The sequence below is a fragment of the Acinetobacter nosocomialis genome (assembly GCF_041021905.1).
Taxonomy (GTDB): Bacteria; Pseudomonadota; Gammaproteobacteria; order Pseudomonadales; family Moraxellaceae; genus Acinetobacter; species Acinetobacter nosocomialis.
In genome coordinates this window covers 2,257,051-2,276,652 of record NZ_CP157432.1, presented here as the reverse complement: position 1 = coordinate 2,276,652, position 19,602 = coordinate 2,257,051, and the positions used below count along the sequence as shown (strand labels likewise).

At 37.5% G+C, this 19,602-nt stretch carries 19 protein-coding genes; 13 read left to right on the top strand and 6 right to left on the bottom strand.

Translation table 11 applies throughout. The features are described 5' to 3' along the window. Positions 1-87: 87 nt before the first annotated feature. Entirely contained in the window at positions 88-570 is a 483-nt protein-coding gene (gene ispF / locus ABLC00_RS10540) for a 2-C-methyl-D-erythritol 2,4-cyclodiphosphate synthase (RefSeq protein WP_002049661.1), read from the top strand. Here ispF and ABLC00_RS10535 read toward each other — a convergent pair. The 5 genes from ABLC00_RS10535 to glnL form a co-directional block, all read right to left on the bottom strand. Further along, positions 567-1,091, bottom strand: a complete 525-nt coding sequence (locus ABLC00_RS10535; protein ID WP_004886872.1) for a protein tyrosine phosphatase family protein — start codon at positions 1,089-1,091, stop codon at positions 567-569. The genes ispF and ABLC00_RS10535 overlap by 4 nt on opposite strands. A gap of 192 nt (positions 1,092-1,283) precedes the next feature. After that, on the bottom strand, positions 1,284-2,204 hold the full coding sequence (argF, locus tag ABLC00_RS10530; RefSeq protein WP_004708394.1) for an ornithine carbamoyltransferase: 921 nt from the start codon (positions 2,202-2,204) through the stop codon (positions 1,284-1,286). 113 nt (positions 2,205-2,317) lie between these two features. Next, positions 2,318-2,971, bottom strand: coding sequence for a multidrug efflux transcriptional repressor AdeN (adeN, locus tag ABLC00_RS10525; RefSeq protein ID WP_004708396.1), 654 nt, complete (start codon positions 2,969-2,971; stop codon positions 2,318-2,320). 276 nt (positions 2,972-3,247) lie between these two features. Continuing rightward, a complete protein-coding gene (gene glnG, locus ABLC00_RS10520; RefSeq protein WP_348941102.1) occupies positions 3,248-4,741 on the bottom strand; it encodes a nitrogen regulation protein NR(I) in 1,494 nt (497 codons plus the stop codon). Continuing rightward, positions 4,728-5,837, bottom strand: a complete 1,110-nt coding sequence (gene glnL, locus ABLC00_RS10515) for a nitrogen regulation protein NR(II) (protein ID WP_002049598.1) — start codon at positions 5,835-5,837, stop codon at positions 4,728-4,730. Before glnL ends, glnG begins: the two co-directional genes overlap by 14 nt. A gap of 341 nt (positions 5,838-6,178) precedes the next feature. Between glnL and rimO the strand changes: the two genes are divergently transcribed. From rimO to lpxA, 12 genes are all read left to right on the top strand, one after another. After that, the gene (gene rimO, locus ABLC00_RS10510) at positions 6,179-7,522 is read left to right on the top strand and encodes a 30S ribosomal protein S12 methylthiotransferase RimO (RefSeq protein WP_000856678.1); all 1,344 of its coding nucleotides are present in this window, start codon (positions 6,179-6,181) and stop codon (positions 7,520-7,522) included. A 51-nt stretch (positions 7,523-7,573) separates the two neighbouring features. Continuing rightward, positions 7,574-8,302 carry a UMP kinase gene (pyrH, locus tag ABLC00_RS10505; protein ID WP_000852257.1) on the top strand — a complete coding sequence of 243 codons (729 nt, stop codon included), beginning with the start codon at positions 7,574-7,576 and terminating at the stop codon, positions 8,300-8,302. 85 nt (positions 8,303-8,387) lie between these two features. Further along, positions 8,388-8,942, top strand: coding sequence for a ribosome recycling factor (gene frr, locus ABLC00_RS10500; RefSeq protein WP_002049637.1), 555 nt, complete (start codon positions 8,388-8,390; stop codon positions 8,940-8,942). 4 nt (positions 8,943-8,946) lie between these two features. Continuing rightward, the gene (gene uppS / locus ABLC00_RS10495) at positions 8,947-9,699 is read left to right on the top strand and encodes a polyprenyl diphosphate synthase (protein WP_004708401.1); all 753 of its coding nucleotides are present in this window, start codon (positions 8,947-8,949) and stop codon (positions 9,697-9,699) included. Beyond that, positions 9,699-10,523, top strand: coding sequence for a phosphatidate cytidylyltransferase (locus ABLC00_RS10490; RefSeq protein ID WP_002049666.1), 825 nt, complete (start codon positions 9,699-9,701; stop codon positions 10,521-10,523). Before uppS ends, ABLC00_RS10490 begins: the two co-directional genes overlap by 1 nt. After that, positions 10,524-11,720 carry a 1-deoxy-D-xylulose-5-phosphate reductoisomerase gene (ispC, locus tag ABLC00_RS10485; RefSeq protein WP_004708403.1) on the top strand — a complete coding sequence of 399 codons (1,197 nt, stop codon included), beginning with the start codon at positions 10,524-10,526 and terminating at the stop codon, positions 11,718-11,720. Position 11,721: 1 nt separating this feature from the next. Next, complete coding sequence (gene rseP, locus ABLC00_RS10480) at positions 11,722-13,077, top strand: RIP metalloprotease RseP (protein ID WP_004708405.1); 1,356 nt, start codon at positions 11,722-11,724, stop codon at positions 13,075-13,077. 37 nt (positions 13,078-13,114) lie between these two features. Beyond that, on the top strand, positions 13,115-15,646 hold the full coding sequence (gene bamA, locus ABLC00_RS10475; protein WP_033846584.1) for an outer membrane protein assembly factor BamA: 2,532 nt from the start codon (positions 13,115-13,117) through the stop codon (positions 15,644-15,646). Between the two features lie 41 nt (positions 15,647-15,687). Next, on the top strand, positions 15,688-16,191 hold the full coding sequence (locus tag ABLC00_RS10470; RefSeq protein WP_002049593.1) for an OmpH family outer membrane protein: 504 nt from the start codon (positions 15,688-15,690) through the stop codon (positions 16,189-16,191). A 4-nt stretch (positions 16,192-16,195) separates the two neighbouring features. Further along, positions 16,196-17,266 (top strand): UDP-3-O-(3-hydroxymyristoyl)glucosamine N-acyltransferase, encoded by a 1,071-nt coding sequence (lpxD, locus tag ABLC00_RS10465; protein WP_004708409.1) that lies wholly within the window; start codon positions 16,196-16,198, stop codon positions 17,264-17,266. Between the two features lie 6 nt (positions 17,267-17,272). Beyond that, positions 17,273-17,758 (top strand): 3-hydroxyacyl-ACP dehydratase FabZ, encoded by a 486-nt coding sequence (gene fabZ, locus ABLC00_RS10460; RefSeq protein ID WP_002049600.1) that lies wholly within the window; start codon positions 17,273-17,275, stop codon positions 17,756-17,758. Beyond that, positions 17,755-18,543 carry an acyl-ACP--UDP-N-acetylglucosamine O-acyltransferase gene (lpxA, locus tag ABLC00_RS10455; protein WP_002049604.1) on the top strand — a complete coding sequence of 263 codons (789 nt, stop codon included), beginning with the start codon at positions 17,755-17,757 and terminating at the stop codon, positions 18,541-18,543. Before fabZ ends, lpxA begins: the two co-directional genes overlap by 4 nt. Positions 18,544-18,598: 55 nt before the next feature. Here the strand turns inward: lpxA and ABLC00_RS10450 are convergent, their stop codons facing one another. Then, positions 18,599-19,486: a YbgF trimerization domain-containing protein gene (locus ABLC00_RS10450; protein ID WP_032011530.1), complete on the bottom strand. Its 888-nt coding sequence runs from the start codon at positions 19,484-19,486 to the stop codon at positions 18,599-18,601. Between the last annotated feature and the right edge of the window lie 116 nt (positions 19,487-19,602).

Sequence of the window (19,602 nt, the reverse complement as noted above, 5' to 3'; positions counted from 1 at the left end):
AGTCTACTTTGCTAAGTGTACTATAGCGAAACACAACGGTTGAATACAAGATTTCTTAAGCTTTTATAATAGAAGGAAAGAGTTTATATGGTTGCTCAAATTCGTATTGGTCAAGGAATGGATGTGCATGCCTTTGAAGAGGGTAACTTCGTAACTTTAGCTGGCATTCAGATTCCGCATACGCATGGCCTGAAAGCACATTCTGATGGTGATGTCGTGTTACATGCACTATGTGACGCTTTATTAGGTGCACTAGCGCTTGGAGATATTGGTCAGCATTTTCCAGATACCGATCCAGAGTTTAAGGGTGCAGATAGTCGTGTACTACTAAAACACGTTTATCAACTAATCTTAGACCGTGGTTATCGTTTGAATAATGCTGATATTACTGTAGCCTGCGAACGTCCTAAATTAGCGAAACATAATTTAGAGATGCGACAAAGCATTGCGGATGTTTTGAATGTGGATTTAAATCAAATTAGCATCAAAGCGACCACTACCGAAAAACTCGGGTTTACTGGTCGCCAAGAAGGAATTTTAGCAACAGCGACGGTATTAATCTCTAATTAGACTAAATCATCAGCTTGTTGCAAAGACTGCTGGAGTTCTAAAGTAGCCTTACGGCCTTGTAGCTGTAAGGTAATACTATGGATAAGACCTGTCCAAGTTTCATTTGGCTCCCAAATTTCGTGCAGTAAATCTTGGGAAGTAGGCATGTCCATATTCATATAAAATTGTCTGTAGACATACATAAGACAGCTTACGCGTTTGTTTTTGGCACAATGTAACCAAACAATTTCATTTTGAACCAAATGATCAATTAAATCTAAAACCAGTAAGCATTGGTCAGAAGATGGTGTTTCCCAGTCAATTGGAATATGAATGTAATTTAAACCATACTCAAGACAAACCCGATCTTCGTTTTCAATACAATCTGGTGAGTTTGTCAAAGCTAAATTGATAACGGTACTACAACCATACTCTTTAATAAGTTTAAGCTGTTCAATAGAAGGTTGTGCTGAACTAAACAAATGTTCATGAATAATTGAAAATGCAGGGATTTGAGATAGTGATTCTTCAAGGGTTGTCATAATCGCACTCTACAAGAGTAGGCTTGGCTTATTGTGTAGAATGTTATACACGATTCTAGAGTGTAGTTGAAATATAGACTGTTTATATATTCAGCAACATCATGAAAAATTTTAAAAAAATAAACTAGAAAAATAAGTATTTTATAGAAGTAAAAAAAACAGCACCTTAAAGGTGCTGCTTTTATATCAAGATTAAGCTTTTTTTAAATTTTCATTCAATAAAAATTCCATTAAAGCTTTTTGTGCATGTAGACGATTTTCAGCTTCATCCCATACAACAGAGTTTTTATGATCAAGCATTGTTTCTGAAATTTCTTCACCGCGATGGGCTGGTAAACAATGCATAAATAAACAATCTGGATGTGCAAGACTCATCAGTTTTTCATTTACCTGAAAAGCCGCAAATGCGTTCTTACGTAATTTTTGTTCTTCTTCTTGCCCCATGCTTGCCCAAACATCTGTAACGATAAGGTCAGCATTTACAGCCGCATCTTCAGCATTATCAAAAAGCTCAACGCAATGACCAAATTCTGCTAAAAATTCAGGTTTAGGTTCAAAACCTTTGGGTGAAGCAATTTTTAATTTAAAACCCATTAAATGTGCAGCTTCAATATATGAGTTACACATATTATTACCATCACCAATCCACGCTACGGTTTTACCTTCGATACTACCGCGATGTTCAATGTAAGTTTGTAAATCTGCGAGTAGCTGACAAGGGTGGTGGTCATCAGTTAGGCCATTAATCACAGGAACTTTTGAATAAGATGCAAAACGTTCAACAATGTCATGACCAAACGTACGAATCATCACAATATCAAGCATACTTGAAATAACGCGTGCTGAATCTTCGATAGGTTCACCGCGACCTAGCTGTGTATCGCGAGGTGATAAAAAGATAGCGCTACCACCAAATTGATTAATACCGGCTTCAAAAGAAATACGCGTACGTGTACTCGATTTTTCAAAAATCATTCCCAATACTTTACCAACAAAAGGTTGATACACCTTATTGCTTTGTTGCATTTTTTTTAGTTCGCTTGCGCGCTGTAAAACGCGATGGAGTTCTAATGTAGATAGATCACGTAAAGTCAGGAAATGTCTTAAAGCCATGTAGCTACTCCATAATAATTGTCTTTGAAATACAACAATTATCTGTTGTTGGCTGGGTGGATGTGGGAAAAAAGAAGTCTACTATACTATAAGCATTTCAAAATGCAAAAGAATTAGACTTTATGGTGGCCTTTTAAGAAAATTTCTACACAATAATGAATATAATCAATTACTTCATATTCATTGGTTGGTAGTGGCATGCCCATAATCATACGCCACTCAATATCACGTAAAATCCCAAAATACATGAGAGATGAGTGATCGGGAGAGGTACAAGTAATTTCACCTGCTTGATGAGAAATAAGTAGTGCTTGAGCAATGGTATTTTGTACGTCTTGAGCGCATTTTTCGTATAAATATTGGCTCAAAGTTGCATTACACTGGGTTTGTTCAATAACCAAACGTAAAAAAGCAATATGCTCAGGTTGAATAATGTGGTTATAAAAACGGATGAGAGTTTGAATTAAGTATTCTTTTAAAGAAGCCTGATCTGGTTGAAATGCAATACAAATATCTTTAAAGAACATCTCACGGCGGTAATCGCAAATTGCAGTAAATAAACCTTCTTTATTACCAAAGTATTTATAAATAGAAGCTTTTGAACCACCAGCATGATTGACGATGTCATCTAAAGAGACAGCATCATATCCTTTTTCCAAAAACAGTTCGGTTGCGCTTAGCAATAGTGCTAAACGACGTTCTACACCGCGACGTGTTTGAGGCTTGTCACATATAGGAGGATATGACTCAAGGACTGGATCATGCATAAAATTTAATAACGACAATTAATACTGCTTAACTAGTATAACAAAACTATCTTTAAGGGTGGTCATCGCTATATTTTTAGGTTGCTTGATAAACAGCAATATAAAATTTAATTTGAATAAATATTTTAAAATACAAGTATTTGTGAAATATTTTGAAGGTTTTTAATGATGTAACTGTATGTTCACATTTTAGTTTAACCATGTCTTTTCAATGTAAATCAAGATAAAGAAAAAGCGACTAATAGATTTAGTCGCTTTTTCTTTTACGAATGATTATTAAGCTTCAGACAAAGTTACTTTGTGTTCATCCTCATCATCGTCATCAGCAGAATCCATACCTAGTTCTTTTAACTTTCGGGTTAGAGTGTTACGACCCCAACCTAATAGCTCGGCTGCATGACGTTTGCGCCCACGAGTTTGCTGTAGTGCAGCATTAATTAAAGTACGCTCAAACATTGGTGTAGCAATATCCAAAATCTTCATTTCGCCATTTTTGAGTTTTTGAATTGCCCATTGACTTAGTAGCTCATCCCAATGATGTAAAGAAATACGCTCAAAAGATGGAGCAGGTTGGCTAGCTTCACTATTTTTTTGGAGTGGAACTTGTTTAAGTTCTGAAGGTAAATCTTCTGGGTAAACCTCACGGCCAGTAATCATGACGGTTAACCAGCGGCAGGTATTTTCAAGCTGACGAACATTACCGGGCCATGGTAATTGCTGCATATAGTCAGTTGTCTCGGTACGTAAAATCTTTGGACTTACGCCTAACTCTTTACCAGCACGAGCCAAGAAATGTTGAGCTAACATCGGAATATCTTCACTTCGATGTGCAAGCTTAGGAATATGAATACGAATTACATTTAGACGGTGGTATAAGTCTTCACGGAAGCGACCTTCATTTACCAATTTTTCTAAATCTTGGTGTGTTGCCGCTACGATCCGAACATCAACTTTAACAGGGATATGCCCGCCAACGCGGTAAAACTCACCATCTGCGAGTACACGTAGTAATCGCGTCTGTGTTTCAAATGGCATGTCACCAATTTCATCAAGGAAGAGAGTGCCGCCATTGGCTTGTTCAAAGCGACCTTGATGTTGAGTATTAGCGCCAGTAAAAGCACCTTTTTCATGGCCAAATAATTCCGTTTCAATTAAGTCTTTCGGAATTGCTGCCATGTTTAGAGCAATAAATGGTTTGGCTCTGCGTGGTGAATGCTTATGTAAAGCATGTGCAACTAATTCTTTACCTGTTCCTGACTCACCATTAATTAAAACGGTAATATGCGACTGAGATAAGCGACCAATTGCTCGGAAAACCTCTTGCATAGCTGGAGATTCACCAATAATTTCTGTCGATTGTAGCGGAGAAGCAGTTTTTGTAGCCTCTTGTTGCTGCAATTTATTGATATGTAAAATTGCTCGATTGACTAAAGCTAAAGCTTCATCAATATCAAACGGTTTTGGTAAATACTCAAATGCACCAGTTTGATAGCTAGATACAGCAGACTCTAAGTCCGAATGCGCTGTCATAATGATCACAGGCAAATCAGGATGAGAGTTTTTTACTTTAGATAAGAAAGTTAACCCATCAATGCCTGGCATACGGATGTCAGTTAAGATGACATCCGGCGCATCAAGATGTAAACGTTCGAGTGCTGTTTGAGCTTCTTCAAAATTGGTGACGTCAAATCCTTCTTCTTTAAAGGTCTTTTCAAGTACCCATCGCATGGCGCGATCGTCATCAATAACCCATATTTTATTTCGCGACACGGTCTGACTCCCAAGGTAAATATAAGCTAAACATTGTTTTTCCAGGAACTGATTGGCATTCAATCATTCCGTTATGTTGATGCATGATGTTCTGTGCAATACTCAGGCCAAGGCCTGTGCCTTTTGCTCGTCCTGTAACCAAAGGATAAAACACAGACTCTAAAATGCTTTCGGGAATACCCGGTCCATTGTCCTCAATATCGACTCGTACCGCAGAGCGATTGAGTACACCATTAATAGTGACTAGACGTTGAATTCGGGTACGTAAAATTAATTCAGGCTCTTGATCTATAAAAAAAGATTTATTTTCTGTGATGGCTTGAATTGCATTAACGCTAATATTGAGCATGACTTGGATAAGTTGATCTCGATCGGCTTTTACATCCGGTAAAGATAAATCATAGTCACGCGTAATTTTGATTTTTTTCTTGGTTTGATTTGCGATTAAAGAGCGTACACGTTCCAAAGGTTCATGCACATTTACGTTTTCATAACTCGGCAGTTGTCTTGAACCTAGCATAGTGTCTGCTAAATTGGTGAGACGGTCTACCTCATTAATAATGACATCTGTAAATTCAGCATAACTCTCGTCATTTAAACTACGAGCAAGTAACTGAGTTGCACCCCTGATACCAGCCAGAGGATTTTTAATCTCATGAGCCACACCTCTAACCAGTTGTCTAGCCACCTGATGTTGTTGAATTAGGTTTTCTTCTTTAGAAATTTTCAACATCCGATCAATTGGATTTAGCTCAATAAGTAAGAGCGGGTGGTAGCTTTTGCCTGCATTTAACTGTGAAACCGTATAATCAACATGTAAGTCTTTAAAGTTGACATTAATTACAGCTTCACGACGTGTATAAGGCTGTCCTGTTTTTAGAGTATTGAGTAACGCTTCATGTGTATTAAAAGTATCATCAGGGGCATGAAGTAAATTTAAAACCGGTTGTCCAGAAGCGCGAAGCAAACTAATGTCAAAAAGTGCTTCACAAGCAGAATTTAAATAAAAAATATTAAAGTTACTATCGATTAGTAAAATCGCAGTAGTTAAGTTGTCTACCAAAAGGCGATAGTCGATAGGTGTGTGTTGATCCATTAGCGAATCGTTCCTGTCTTAAAATGGCGCAATGGCATCTTCATTAGTTATCGGTTTTCACCGTTATAGAACATGCATGATGCAAAATGTACGCCAACTTTGTTTGTGGATTATTTTAAGGTTTCAAGCGTAGTTAAAGCGCTCTAAAATCGTTCTTAATATCTTTTGGTCAAAAATATGGATGTATATACCAATAATATCATGATCCAACTTGGTGCAATATTGAGTTTTGGTGCAAATATTGGTTGTATTTTGGTGCATTACACAAAGAGTGGGGTTTCCACCTATGCTTGAGACGAGAAAAGACATACAATACGCGCATTCAAGTGGAGCGCAGATTCATGAAGACCCCCAAAGTCGGTTTTGTTTCTTTAGGTTGTCCTAAGGCATTGGTAGATTCTGAACGAATTTTAACTCAGTTAAAGACTGAAGGTTATCAAGTTGCATCAGATTATGATGGTGCTGATTTAGTTGTTGTTAATACCTGTGGTTTTATTGAATCTGCAGTACAAGAATCGTTAGATGCAATTGGCGAAGCCATGAGTGAAAATGGCCGAGTTATTGTTACAGGTTGTTTGGGTAAAGACGAAGATAAAATTCGTCAAATGCACCCTAATGTTTTAAAAGTCACTGGTGCAGCAGCTTACCAGGACGTTATGGAAGCTGTACATGAATATGTGCCAGCACCGCCTAAACATAATCCGTTTATTGATCTTGTTCCTGAGCAAGGTATCCGTTTAACACCTAAACATTATGCTTATTTGAAAATATCTGAAGGCTGTAACCATCGTTGTACCTTCTGTATCATCCCAAGCATGCGCGGTGATTTAGTATCACGTCCGGTTGGTAGCGTATTAGAAGAAGCTGCCGCATTAAAACGCGCAGGTGTGAAAGAAATTTTGGTTATTTCACAAGATACTTCAGCTTATGGTGTAGATACTAAATATAAGTTGGACTTCTGGAATGGCCAACCTGTAAAAACCAAATTCTTTGACATGTGTGAAGCACTTGGTCAGCTTGGAATCTGGGTTCGTCTACATTATGTATATCCATATCCACATGTTGATGCAGTAATCGATTTGATGGCTCAAGGTAAAATCTTGCCATACCTCGATATTCCTTTCCAACATGCAAGCCCACGTGTTCTTAAATTAATGAAACGTCCGGCGCATAGTGAAAATACTTTAGAAAAAATTAAATTATGGCGTGAAAAATGCCCTGATCTTGTAATCCGTTCTACTTTTGTGGTTGGTTTTCCAGGCGAAACTGAAGAAGACTTCCAGATTTTGCTCGATTGGTTGGTTGAAGCTCAACTTGATCGTGTAGGGTGCTTTACCTATTCACCAGTAGAAGGCGCTACGGCAAATGATTTACCAGATCATGTGCCAGAAGAAATTAAGCAAGAGCGTTACGAGCGCTTTATGCAAGTGCAGCAGCAAATATCTGCTGCCAAATTACAAAAACGTATTGGTCAAACGATGACTGTACTGGTCGATAGTTTGGAAGATGAATATCCTGTTGCTGTTGCACGTTCTTATGCCGATGCTCCGGAAATTGACGGTAATGTCTTTGTAGAAGATATCGATAAGAGCACGATTCAACCAGGCGATATGTTGGAAGTCGAAATTACCGATGCGGATGAATACGACTTATTTGCAAAGTTAATTAAAATTAAATCGGTCTAATCGAATCGCGATTCAAAAAGCATTCAGTTTAAGAGGTCTTGGAGCAAAATCATGGCGGAAACAATCAGCCCCCGTTATTCACGAATTTTATTAAAATTATCTGGTGAAGCTTTATCAGGTAATAAAGATATGGGTATTGATGCTCAAGTTTTAGATCAGATGTCACTTTCTATTGCGCATTTGGTAGGCTTGGGCGTGCAAGTAGGTATCGTTGTTGGTGGCGGTAACTTATATCGTGGAAGCCAGTTGCAAAAAGATGGTTTGGTTGGCCGTGTAACAGGTGACCAAATGGGTATGCTTGCGACTGTCATGAATGGTTTGGCAATGCGTGATGCATTGGTGCGTCGTAACATCAGAACTCGTCTTATGTCTGCACTACCAATTGGTACTGTTGTAGAGTCATACTCAAGTCGTGATGCAATCCGTCATTTAAGCCAAGGCGAGGTCTGTGTTTTTGTTGCGGGAACAGGAAATCCATTCTTCACAACTGATACAGCAGCATGTCTACGTGGTATTGAAATTGAAGCAAATTTAATTTTGAAAGCAACCAAAGTAGACGGTGTTTATAATAAAGATCCAAGCAAATATGAAGATGCAGTGAAATACGATCATTTAACATTTGATCAGGTGTTAGATGAGAAGTTAGGTGTTATGGATTTAACAGCAATTTGCTTATGCCGTGACCACAATGTGCCATTGCAAGTATTTGATATGAATAAATCTGGTGCGCTTTTATCAGTTGTAATGGGTGAAAAAGAGGGTACACGCGTTACTAAATAATGTACGTGTGCCGCAAAGCTCTTTATACTAGCGCTAAATTAAATTTGTTATATACATCCTTGAATAAATAAGTAAGGAAGATCATATGATTAACGATCTGAAAAAAGACAGCGAACAGCGTATGATGAAAACTCTTGAGTCTTTGGAACAAGGGTTTGCTAAAGTTCGTACCGGCCGTGCACACCCATCAATTTTAAATGGGGTAATGGTTCCTTACTATGGTTCTGATGTGCCTTTAAACCAAGTAGCGAACGTTGGTGTTGAAGATTCTCGTACGCTTATCGTTCAACCGTTTGAACGTACAATGGTATCTGCTATTGATAAAGCAATTCGTGAAAGTGATTTAGGTTTGAATCCAATTACTGCTGATTCAATCCGTGTACCTTTACCAGCTTTAACTGAAGAAACACGCCGTGATATGCAGAAAGTTGCACGCAGTGAAGCTGAAAATGCAAAAGTTGCTATTCGTAACATTCGTCGTGATGTTTTAGGTGATATCAAAGCATTATTGAAAGAGAAAGAAATCTCTGAAGATGATGAGCGTCGTGCAGGTGATGATATCCAAAAAATCACTGATAAATATGTTGCAGAAGTAGATAAGCGTCTTGCAGCGAAAGAAGCAGAATTGATGAAGGTCTAATTTTATGACCGAATCAGAAGAGTATCATCTTCCTAAGCATGTTGCCATCATTATGGATGGCAACAACCGCTTTGCAAAGAAAAATCAAATGCAAAAAGGTGATGGGCATCGAGAAGGTAAAAATATTCTTGATCCTATTGTTGAACATTGTATAAAAACTAGTGTCCGTGCTTTAACTGTTTTTGCATTTTCGAGTGAAAATTGGAATCGACCACAATATGAAGTCGATCTGCTTATGAAGCTTCTTGAAGAAACCATTCATGAGCAAATACCTCGCATGAAGAAATTCAATATTGCTTTGCGTTTTATAGGGGATCGTTCTAGATTACCTTCACATTTAGTTGCCTTAATGGAAGATGCAGAGCAACAAACAGTACATCATGACACCATGACATTAACCATTGCGATTAGCTATGGGGGTATGTGGGATATTGCAAATGCAGCTAAACAAGTTGCCCAAGCAGTTTCACGTGGTGAAATTGACGCTGATCAAATAAATGTTGATTTGTTCGAAAAATATGTCAGTCTAAACGATCTGCCAGCTGTGGACTTGTTGATCCGTACAGGTGGAGATTTCCGTATATCTAACTTCTTGTTATGGCAAGCAGCTTATGCGGAACTGTATTTTACGGATACTTTGTGGCCGGAATTTACAGTCGAGGAATTCGATCATGCACTGAATGTTTTTTCAGGGCGTGAACGTCGTTTCGGTAAAACATCTGAACAAATTCAGCAAGAGAAAATCGAGAAATTATAATGTTAGAGCGGATTGTTACCGCATTGGTACTTGTTGCAGTTGTTTTAAGCTGTATGTTTGCTACGCAATCACATTATCCAATGTTGGTACTTATGATTGTAGCAGCAGCGGTTGCGGGGTATGAATGGTATAAGTTGATGCCTCATGAAGCTGGCGCCGTAGTAAAACCTAAAGCATGGGGTTATGGTCTACTTGTTGCTTTTGTTTCGGGCGTTGCCTTGTTCTTTCACGACATTGCATTACTGCTATGGTCTGCTTCAATTTTAACTTGGCTCGTTAGTGTATATTGGGTTAAGTCCTTTCCTGAATTTGATGGGTGGTATAACGCGACCCTTTATGTCATTGGTTTAATTCTTATCTGTGCAGCAGTGACTGCAATTTTTGTAGTATGGCAAAGCTCACCATGGTGGTTGATGTATTTGTTCTTGCTTGTATGGGGTGCAGATAGTGGAGCTTACTTCGTAGGTCGTAAATTCGGTAAGAGAAAATTGGCACCTACGGTAAGCCCTAATAAATCAGTAGAAGGTTTATATGGTGGTATTCTCACTACAATTATTGTAATGCTTGTAGTGCAATATCAATATTTAAACTTAACTTGGGTTCAACAACTTTTATTCCTGATCTTATCTTTAGTCACAGTATTCGGTTCAGTATTAGGTGATCTATTTGAGTCGATGATTAAACGCCGTGCTGGTATTAAAGATTCTGGCCGTGTTTTGCCAGGTCATGGTGGTGTGTTGGATCGTATTGATTCTTTACTCGCGGCAGCCCCGATTTTTGCAACGGGAATGTATATATTAAAGCTTATTGGTGTAGATTTATAGATGACACAATCTGTTTGCATATTGGGTGTAACTGGTTCTATTGGGCAAAGTACATTAAAAATTTTAAGCCAACATCCAGATAAGTATTCAGTCTTTGCAGTTTCGGCACATAGTCGAATTTCTGAACTTGTTGAAATCTGCAAACAGTTCCGCCCTAAAGTGGTCGTTGTTCCTGAACAGAAAATAGTTGAACTAACCACCTTATTTGCTCAACAAAATATACAAGGTATTGATATTTTAATTGGGCAAGATGGTCTGGTTGAGATCGCATCACATACAGATGTTGATATTGTTATGGCAGCAATTGTCGGGGCAGCGGGACTGTTGCCTACTTTGGCAGCTGTTAAAGCTGGTAAACGAGTATTGCTTGCAAATAAAGAAGCATTGGTTATGTCTGGTGAAATCATGATGCAAGCTGCTCGTGATCATCAGGCATTATTATTACCAGTGGATTCAGAGCATAATGCCATTTTTCAGTCATTACCTCATAACTATTTACAAGTTGAGAGAACTGGACAACCACAACTAGGCGTATCTCAAATATTGCTAACAGCATCTGGTGGCCCATTCTTAAATCATTCCTTGGAACAGTTGGAACATGTAACACCCCAACAAGCATGTAAACATCCAAATTGGTCAATGGGGCAAAAAATTTCAGTTGACTCGGCTACTCTCATGAATAAAGGGTTGGAGTTAATTGAAGCGTGTCATTTATTTTCAATATCTGAACATTTTGTTACAGTTGTTGTTCATCCACAAAGTATTATTCACTCTATGGTGCAGTATGTTGATGGTTCAACATTAGCACAAATGGGTAATCCTGATATGTGTACGCCAATTGCACATGCATTAGCATGGCCTGAGCGTTTACAAACAAGTGTTCCTGCTTTAGATTTATTTGAGTATTCTCAACTTAATTTTCAGGCGCCCGATACCCAAAAATTTCCTGCATTAAATTTAGCAAGACAAGCAATGCGTGCAGGAGGTTTGGCACCTACCATTTTGAATGCGGCAAATGAAATTGCTGTTGAAGCATTCTTAAAGGAAAGGATTGGATTTACACATATTCCACAAGTGGTAGAGCATACTTTGCAAGAGTTAGAGAATGCCGCAGCTGAAAGCATTGAGTGCATTTTAGATAAAGATAAAGTGGCTCGATCTATAGCTCAGAAATATATATCAAGTATTGGAGGCTGAAATGAATGCGCTTTTTATGATTGCAGCAGCAGCTCTTTTACTTGGTCCTTTAATTGCAATTCATGAGTTTGGCCATTACTGGGTTGCACGCAAACTTGGGGTTAAAGTTTTAGTTTACTCAATTGGTTTTGGTCCAACTTTATTGAAATGGACCTCTAAAAAATCGGGTATCAAGTATCAGCTTTCTGCTTTACCTTTAGGTGGCTACGTCAAAATGTTGGACGAGCGTGAAGGTAATGTCGCAGAACAAGATCTACCGTATGCTTTTAATAGACAAAAACCATGGAAACGTATAGCTATTGTTGCTGCAGGGCCACTAATTAACTTAATTTTTGCTGTACTTCTCTTTTGGGTTTTGTTTTTACCAGCACAACAACAATTAAATACCAAAATTGGTAAAATTATTCCAAATTCTCCAGCTGCAGAGGCTCAATTGCATGTGGGGGACAAAATTATTGCTGTTGATGGAAAAGAGACTGCAACTTGGGAAAAACTAAACTTTGCTTTAATTGATCGTGTAGGCGAGACAGGTACTATAAATATCGATGTTGATCGTGCAGGTACAGAGAAAAATTTTGTCTTACCTATTAAAGATTTTTTAAAAAACCAGAATGAATCTGCATTGGATATATTAGGCTTCTTGCCTTATCGTCCTGTAATTCCTGCTGTGGTAACAGATTTAACAGAAGATGGTGCGGCTATTCGTCAAGGAATGAAAGTAGGTGATCGTATTGTTGCGATTGATGGCCAGCCTATGAAAGATTGGTTTGATGTTGTTGAAGTCGTACAGCGTTCTCCAGAAAAATTGCTTAATATTGATGTTTTACGCCATGCGCAATTAGTGCATTTACAAGTTATGCCGCAAGGAAAGCGGGATAATATGGGACAGGTCAATGGTGTACTTGGTGTAAAAAGTGATGCTGGAAAAATTACAATTCCTGACGAATATAAGCAAACAATTCAATATACTCCAATACAAGCTTTTGAAATGGCACTTGATAAAACTGGCCAAATCTCTAGCATGATTTTGAATTCAATAGTGAAAATGGTTAAAGGATTAATTGGATTAGAAAATCTTTCTGGCCCAATTACCATTGCAAAAGTTGCTGGACAAAGTGCAGAAATGGGATGGGAAACTTTTATCTCTTTTATGGCTTTAATGAGTGTAAGTCTTGGAATTTTAAACTTATTACCAATTCCAATGTTAGATGGTGGTCATCTAGTGTATTACATTATTGAAGCTATTCGAGGGAAACCTGTTTCTGAACAAATACAAATGTTTGGTCTAAAAATTGGTATGGTACTGCTCGGTAGTATGATGCTTTTAGCTTTATTTAATGACTTTATGCGTTTGTAAACGTATATGGATTTATAACTTACTGGAAAAAACTGGCATGCGGCACACACATTTTTTAATGCCTTTGGCACTTGTTAGCGCTATGGCAGCGGTACAACAAGCATATGCAGCTGATGATTTCGTTGTTAGAGATATTCGTGTAAACGGCTTAGTCCGTCTTACTCCTGCAAATGTTTATACCATGTTGCCAATCAACAGTGGCGATCGCGTTAATGAACCGATGATCGCCGAAGCAATTCGAACATTGTATGCCACGGGTCTTTTTGATGATATTAAAGCATCAAAAGATAACGATACTTTGGTCTTTAATGTCATTGAACGCCCTATTATTTCAAAACTCGAATTTAAGGGTAATAAACTTATTCCTAAAGAGGCATTAGAACAAGGCCTTAAAAAAATGGGTGTTGCAGAAGGTGAGGTTTTTAAGAAATCTGCTTTGCAAACCATTCAAACAGAATTAGAGCAGCAATACACCCAACAAGGTCGTTATGATGCTAGTGTTACTGTTGATACCGTTGCGCGACCAAATAACCGCGTTGAATTAAAACTTAATTTTAACGAAGGAACGCCAGCAAAAGTTTTTGATATCAATGTAATTGGTAATACTGTTTTTAAAGACAGTGAAATCAAACAGGCATTTGCTGTTAAAGAAAGTGGTTGGGCTTCAATCGTTACACGTAATGACCGTTATGCGCGTGAGAAAATGGCTGCAAGCCTTGAAGCATTGCGTGCTATGTACCTTAACAAGGGTTATATTAATTTTAATATTAATAATTCCCAGCTTAATATTAGTGAAGATAAAAAACATATCTTTATTGAAGTTGCTGTTGAGGAAGGTAACCAATTTAAATTTGGTCAAACTAAATTCTTAGGTGATGCGCTTTATAAGCCTGAAGAGTTACAAGCACTAAAAATTTATAAAGATGGCGATACCTATTCACAAGAAAAGGTAAATGCAGTTAAGCAATTACTTCTACGAAAGTATGGTAACGCAGGTTATTACTTTGCTGATGTGAATATTGTTCCGCAAATTAATAATGAAACTGGTGTGGTTGACTTAAATTATTATGTAAACCCAGGTCAGCAAGTGACAGTGCGTCGTATTAACTTTACTGGTAATAGTAAAACTTCTGATGAAGTATTACGTCGTGAAATGCGTCAAATGGAAGGTGCTTTAGCAAGTAATGAAAAAATTGATTTGTCTAAAGTTCGTTTAGAGCGTACAGGTTTCTTTAAAACAGTTGATATTAAGCCTGCCCGTATTCCAAACTCTCCTGACCAAGTCGATTTGAACGTAAATGTTGAAGAACAACATTCAGGTACTACCACATTAGCTGTAGGTTATTCACAAAATGGTGGTATTACGTTCCAAGCTGGACTTAGTCAAACTAACTTTATGGGTACTGGTAACCGAGTTGCAATTGATTTGTCTCGTTCAGAAACTCAAGACTATTATAATCTAAGTGTTACTGACCCATACTTTACTATTGATGGGGTAAGTCGTGGTTATAACGTTTATTATCGTAAAACTAAGTTAAATGATAACTATAACGTTAACAACTACGTAACGGATAGTTTTGGTGGTAGTTTAAGCTTTGGTTATCCAATTGATGAAAACCAAAGCTTAAGTGCATCTCTAGGTATTGATAATACTAAAGTAACGACTGGCCCTTATGTTTCTACCTATGTGCGTGACTATTTATTGGCAAATGGTGGTAAGGCAACTGGTAAGTCGAATTGGTGTCCAACTGGTAAGACCGAGACTGACCCTGAAACAAATCAACCAATACCTGATACATGTGAAGGTGGTTTTAAAGAATATGATAGTGCTTTTGATGGCGAGTTCTTTACTTATAATTTAAACTTGGGTTGGTCATATAACACTTTAAATAGACCGATTTTCCCAACATCAGGTATGTCTCACCGAGTAGGTCTTGAAATTGGCCTGCCAGGTAGTGATGTTGACTATCAAAAATTAACTTATGATACACAAGCATTCTTACCGATTGGTAAATCAGGCTTTGTGCTTCGTGGTTATGGTAAGCTGGGTTATGGTAACGATTTACCATTCTATAAAAACTTCTATGCCGGCGGTTATGGTTCTGTTCGAGGCTATGACAATAGTACTTTAGGGCCTAAATATGCCAGTGTAAATTTACAAGAAACAAAACAGAATGATCCTTCACCTGAAAATGTTGGTGGTAATGCTCTAGTTCAATTTGGTACTGAATTAGCATTACCTATGCCATTTAAAGGTGATTGGACGCGTCAAGTACGTCCTGTTATTTTTGCAGAAGGTGGTCAGGTCTTCGATACCAAATGTAATATTAATAACTCTGTATACGGTGATAAAGGCATGATGATTAATGGCCAAACTATTACAGATGTTAAGAAATATTGTGAAGATAACTATGGCTTTGATTTAGGTAACTTACGTTATAGCGTGGGTGTGGGTGTAACCTGGATTACTATGATTGGACCATTATCACTTAGCTATGCATTCCCGTTAAATGATAAACCGGGTGATGAAACTAAAGAAATCCAGTTTGAAATTGGTCGTACTTTCTAAGTACGATCATATTGAACAACGAAATAAGGAAAGAAATTTACATGAAAAAATTAAATACATTAATGTTAGGGTTAGGCTTGACGGTGGCTTCGGTAGCAGCTAATGCAGCCGGTTATGGGGTGATTGATCTTGCTAAAGTTGTTGAGAGCAGTACTTATTTGAAACAACAAAACGCAAGCTTGAATCAGTCTGTGAAACCAACAACGACTAAACTTGAGCAATTAGGTAAAGAGTTAGAAGGGCTTCAACGTCAAGCGCAGACCCAAGGTCAAAAAATGAAAGAAGATGAGATTAAAAAATTACAATCTCAGTATCAATCAAAGTTAAATGAATTTAATTCAACACAGCAGGGCTTACAGTCTAGAGTTCAAACTAGCTTGCAAAGTATGAACACAACTTTTGAGTCTAGAGTTAAGCAAGCTGCTGAGCAATTACGAAAAGAAAATAATCTTGACTTTATTTTGAATAAAAATTCAACTGTTGCCTATGACGCTAAGTATGATTTAACTGATAAAATGATACAAAAGGTTAATTCAATGAAATAAATTAATGAAAGTGCAACAATTTCGTTTAGATGAATTAGCTCACCTTGTTAAAGGTGAGTTAATTGGTGAAGGTAGTCTTCAATTTTCGAACTTAGCAAGTTTGGAAAATGCAGAGGTTAATCATCTTACTTTCGTAAATGGTGATAAATATCTCGAACAAGCTAAAGCAAGTCGTGCAGGGGCTTTCATTGTTACTGCTGCTTTAAAAGAACATCTTCCTGAAAAAGATAACTTTATTATTGTTGATAATCCTTATCTTGCTTTTGCAATCCTTACTCATGTATTTGATAAAAAGCTTACTTCAAAAGGTATAGAAAGTACTGCTCAAATCCATCCTTCTGCTGTTATTTCAGAAGCTGCTTATATTGGTCACTATGTAGTCATTGGTGAGAATTGTGTAGTAGGTGATAACACAATCATTCAATCACATACCAAACTTGATGATGATGTAGAAGTTGGGAAAGACTGTTTTATTGACTCTCATGTCACCATTACAGGTAGCTCTAAATTGGGCGACCGGGTGCGTGTTCATTCAAATACTGTAATTGGTAGTGAAGGTTTTGGTTTTGCTCCCTATCAAGGTAAATGGCACCGTATTGCTCAGTTAGGATCAGTTCTAATCGGAAACGATGTTCGAATTGGATCAAATTGTAGTATTGATCGCGGTGCTCTTGATAATACAATTTTAGAAGATGGTGTAATTATTGATAACCTTGTGCAAATTGCACATAACGTTCATATTGGTTCAAATACTGCTATTGCAGCTACCTGTGGCATTGCGGGTAGTACAAAAATTGGCAAAAACTGTATTCTAGCAGGCGCATGTGGGGTAGCAGGTCACCTTTCAATTGCTGATAATGTGACTTTAACTGGAATGTCAATGGTCACAAAAAATATTTCTGAGGCTGGAACTTATTCTTCAGGAATTGGATTGTTCGAAAATAGCCAGTGGAAAAAAACGATTGTACGCTTGAGACAATTAGCAGATGTGCCATTGACCCAAATCACTAAACGACTTGATCATATACAAGCTCAAATAGAGTCTCTTGAATCAACTTTTAATTTGCGTAAATAGAATATTATGACCGAGTCAACTACACCTAAATTTGCCATCCCTGAATTACCAATGCAGATTCAAACGATTCGTCAATATTTGCCGCATCGTTACCCATTCTTATTGGTTGATCGTGTGATTGAAGTTACTGACAATAGTATTGTTGGTTATAAAAATGTTTCTATCAATGAAGAGTTTCTTCAAGGACATTTCCCAGAATATCCAATTATGCCTGGTGTTCTAATTGTTGAAGCACTAGCTCAAGTTTCAGGCGTTCTAGGTTTTATTATGAACAATGAGACGCCAAAACCAGGTTCTTTGTTCCTGTTTGCTGGTGCAGAAAGAGTTAGATTTAAAAAACAAGTAGTTGCAGGCGACCAACTTGTATTAAAATCCGAGTTGGTAATGCAGAAGCGCGGTATTTACAAATACAATTGTACAGCTAGCGTTGATGGCATTGTAGCAGCAACCGCTGAGATTATGATTTCACACCAAAAAACAGAGCAGGCATGAGCAATCACGATTTAATCCATTCTACCGCCATTATTGATCCATCTGCAGTGATTGCTTCAGATGTTCAAATCGGACCTTATTGTGTTATTGGTCCTCAAGTGACTATTGGTGCTGGTACTAAATTACATTCTCATGTGGTAGTAGGTGGTTTTACCAGAATTGGTCAAAATAATGAGATCTTTCAATTTGCAAGTGTTGGCGAAGTTTGTCAAGACCTCAAATATAAAGGTGAAGAAACTTGGCTTGAAATTGGTAACAATAATTTAATTCGCGAACATTGCAGCTTACATAGAGGCACTGTGCAAGATAATTCATTGACTAAGATAGGTAGTCATAACCTATTGATGGTAAATACTCATATTGCACATGACTGTATTGTAGGTGATCACAATATCTTTGCTAATAATGTTGGTGTTGCTGGACACGTACATATTGGTGATCATGTTATTGTCGGTGGTAATTCTGGAATTCATCAATTCTGTAAGATTGACTCTTATAGCATGATTGGTGGGGCCTCACTGATTCTTAAAGATGTACCAGCCTATGTTATGGCTTCTGGTAATCCTGCGCATGCCTTTGGTATAAATATTGAAGGTATGCGAAGAAAAGGTTGGTCTAAAAATACAATTCAGGGCTTAAGAGAAGCTTATAAATTGATATTTAAATCTGGTCTAACCTCTGTTCAAGCTGTTGAGCAAATTAAAAGTGAAATTTTGCCTTCTGTTCCAGAAGCTCAATTATTAATTGACTCTCTTGAGCAATCCGAGCGTGGAATTGTACGCTAATCAATAAGGCATAAAAAAAGACACTGTTAAAACAGTGTCTTTTTTTATGCCTAAATTATTTTTTAAAGAATTTAGCTTCTTCAGATTTAGGATATTGAGTAAGTAACTTATTTTTGTATTGATTAGCTGATACAGTATTCTTATCGACATCTTTGGCAATGCTATATAGTTGATAGAGTGCTCGAGGTGCCTTGCTAGAGTTTGGATATTGGCTAGCGACAATATTGTAGTTTTTCTTTGCTTCATTGTAGTTCACTGGGTCTGTAGCTAAATGAAACTCGGCTAACCAGAAATAAGCATTGCCTGTATAAATACTGTTAGGATGGTTTTTAATAAAGTTTTGCATCGGAGCAATTGCTTTTTTTGCTCCACCTTGTTTATAAGCATCTAAAGCTACTGTATAAGCGGCTTTTTCTAATTCAAGTGGATTAGATTGGTTTTGAGCAGTAGTCGCTGGTTGAGTGTTGGTTACTGGTGTATTAGATTGTTGTTCAGACGTTTGAGATGGGGCGGCAACTACTTTATTGCCATCTGCAGGCTGAGATTGAGATACTGATGGACTAGCAGGTGTGGCGCTATTAGTATTGGTATTTGTACCGTCTTCTTGTGTAGCACTATCAGGGTCAACTTTTTGATGTAATAATTCTAAACGTTGATCTAAATCGGTATATCTATTCGCAAGGTCTTTTTTTAATTGGTCAATATCATTCGCTTGTTCTTCTAATTGACCTCTTAAAGTGCGGATATCATTTTCTAGTTGTTGATTTTTTTGCATAAGTTCCCAGTTTAAGTTTGTAGGAACTGAAATATTGCTTGAAGAAGAAGTATTAGATGCACTGCCATCATTTTGACTTAAACCACGAGACTCAATAGGAATGTTTGCGTATAGAGAAGTGGTACTCATTAAGGCAATAAATAATAAAGAATGCTTCTTCATTTGCATGTGTATAAATCCATAATTTTATATAAAAGCCACCTTGACACAGGAATATAAAAAACAATTCTCTAAATATCTAAGGTTTTTCATTGATCAATGCAATTAAAGCAGTTAACAGTTTA

Bases quoted from the DNA above. Each gene is read 5' to 3' on its own strand.
- rseP (WP_004708405.1), top strand. From the start codon at position 11,722: ATGAATGCGCTTTTTATGATTGCAGCAGCAGCTCTTTTACTTGGTCCT.
- uppS (WP_004708401.1), top strand. From the start codon at position 8,947: ATGACCGAATCAGAAGAGTATCATCTTCCTAAGCATGTTGCCATCATT.
- ABLC00_RS10535 (WP_004886872.1), bottom strand. From the start codon at position 1,091: ATGACAACCCTTGAAGAATCACTATCTCAAATCCCTGCATTTTCAATT.
- pyrH (WP_000852257.1), top strand. From the start codon at position 7,574: ATGGCGGAAACAATCAGCCCCCGTTATTCACGAATTTTATTAAAATTA.
- ABLC00_RS10450 (WP_032011530.1), bottom strand. From the start codon at position 19,486: ATGCAAATGAAGAAGCATTCTTTATTATTTATTGCCTTAATGAGTACC.
- lpxA (WP_002049604.1), top strand. From the start codon at position 17,755: ATGAGCAATCACGATTTAATCCATTCTACCGCCATTATTGATCCATCT.
- ABLC00_RS10470 (WP_002049593.1), top strand. From the start codon at position 15,688: ATGAAAAAATTAAATACATTAATGTTAGGGTTAGGCTTGACGGTGGCT.
- ABLC00_RS10490 (WP_002049666.1), top strand. From the start codon at position 9,699: ATGTTAGAGCGGATTGTTACCGCATTGGTACTTGTTGCAGTTGTTTTA.
- glnL (WP_002049598.1), bottom strand. From the start codon at position 5,837: ATGGATCAACACACACCTATCGACTATCGCCTTTTGGTAGACAACTTA.
- fabZ (WP_002049600.1), top strand. From the start codon at position 17,273: ATGACCGAGTCAACTACACCTAAATTTGCCATCCCTGAATTACCAATG.
- argF (WP_004708394.1), bottom strand. From the start codon at position 2,204: ATGGCTTTAAGACATTTCCTGACTTTACGTGATCTATCTACATTAGAA.
- ispC (WP_004708403.1), top strand. From the start codon at position 10,524: ATGACACAATCTGTTTGCATATTGGGTGTAACTGGTTCTATTGGGCAA.
- lpxD (WP_004708409.1), top strand. From the start codon at position 16,196: ATGAAAGTGCAACAATTTCGTTTAGATGAATTAGCTCACCTTGTTAAA.
- bamA (WP_033846584.1), top strand. From the start codon at position 13,115: ATGCGGCACACACATTTTTTAATGCCTTTGGCACTTGTTAGCGCTATG.
- ispF (WP_002049661.1), top strand. From the start codon at position 88: ATGGTTGCTCAAATTCGTATTGGTCAAGGAATGGATGTGCATGCCTTT.
- frr (WP_002049637.1), top strand. From the start codon at position 8,388: ATGATTAACGATCTGAAAAAAGACAGCGAACAGCGTATGATGAAAACT.
- adeN (WP_004708396.1), bottom strand. From the start codon at position 2,971: ATGCATGATCCAGTCCTTGAGTCATATCCTCCTATATGTGACAAGCCT.
- rimO (WP_000856678.1), top strand. From the start codon at position 6,179: ATGAAGACCCCCAAAGTCGGTTTTGTTTCTTTAGGTTGTCCTAAGGCA.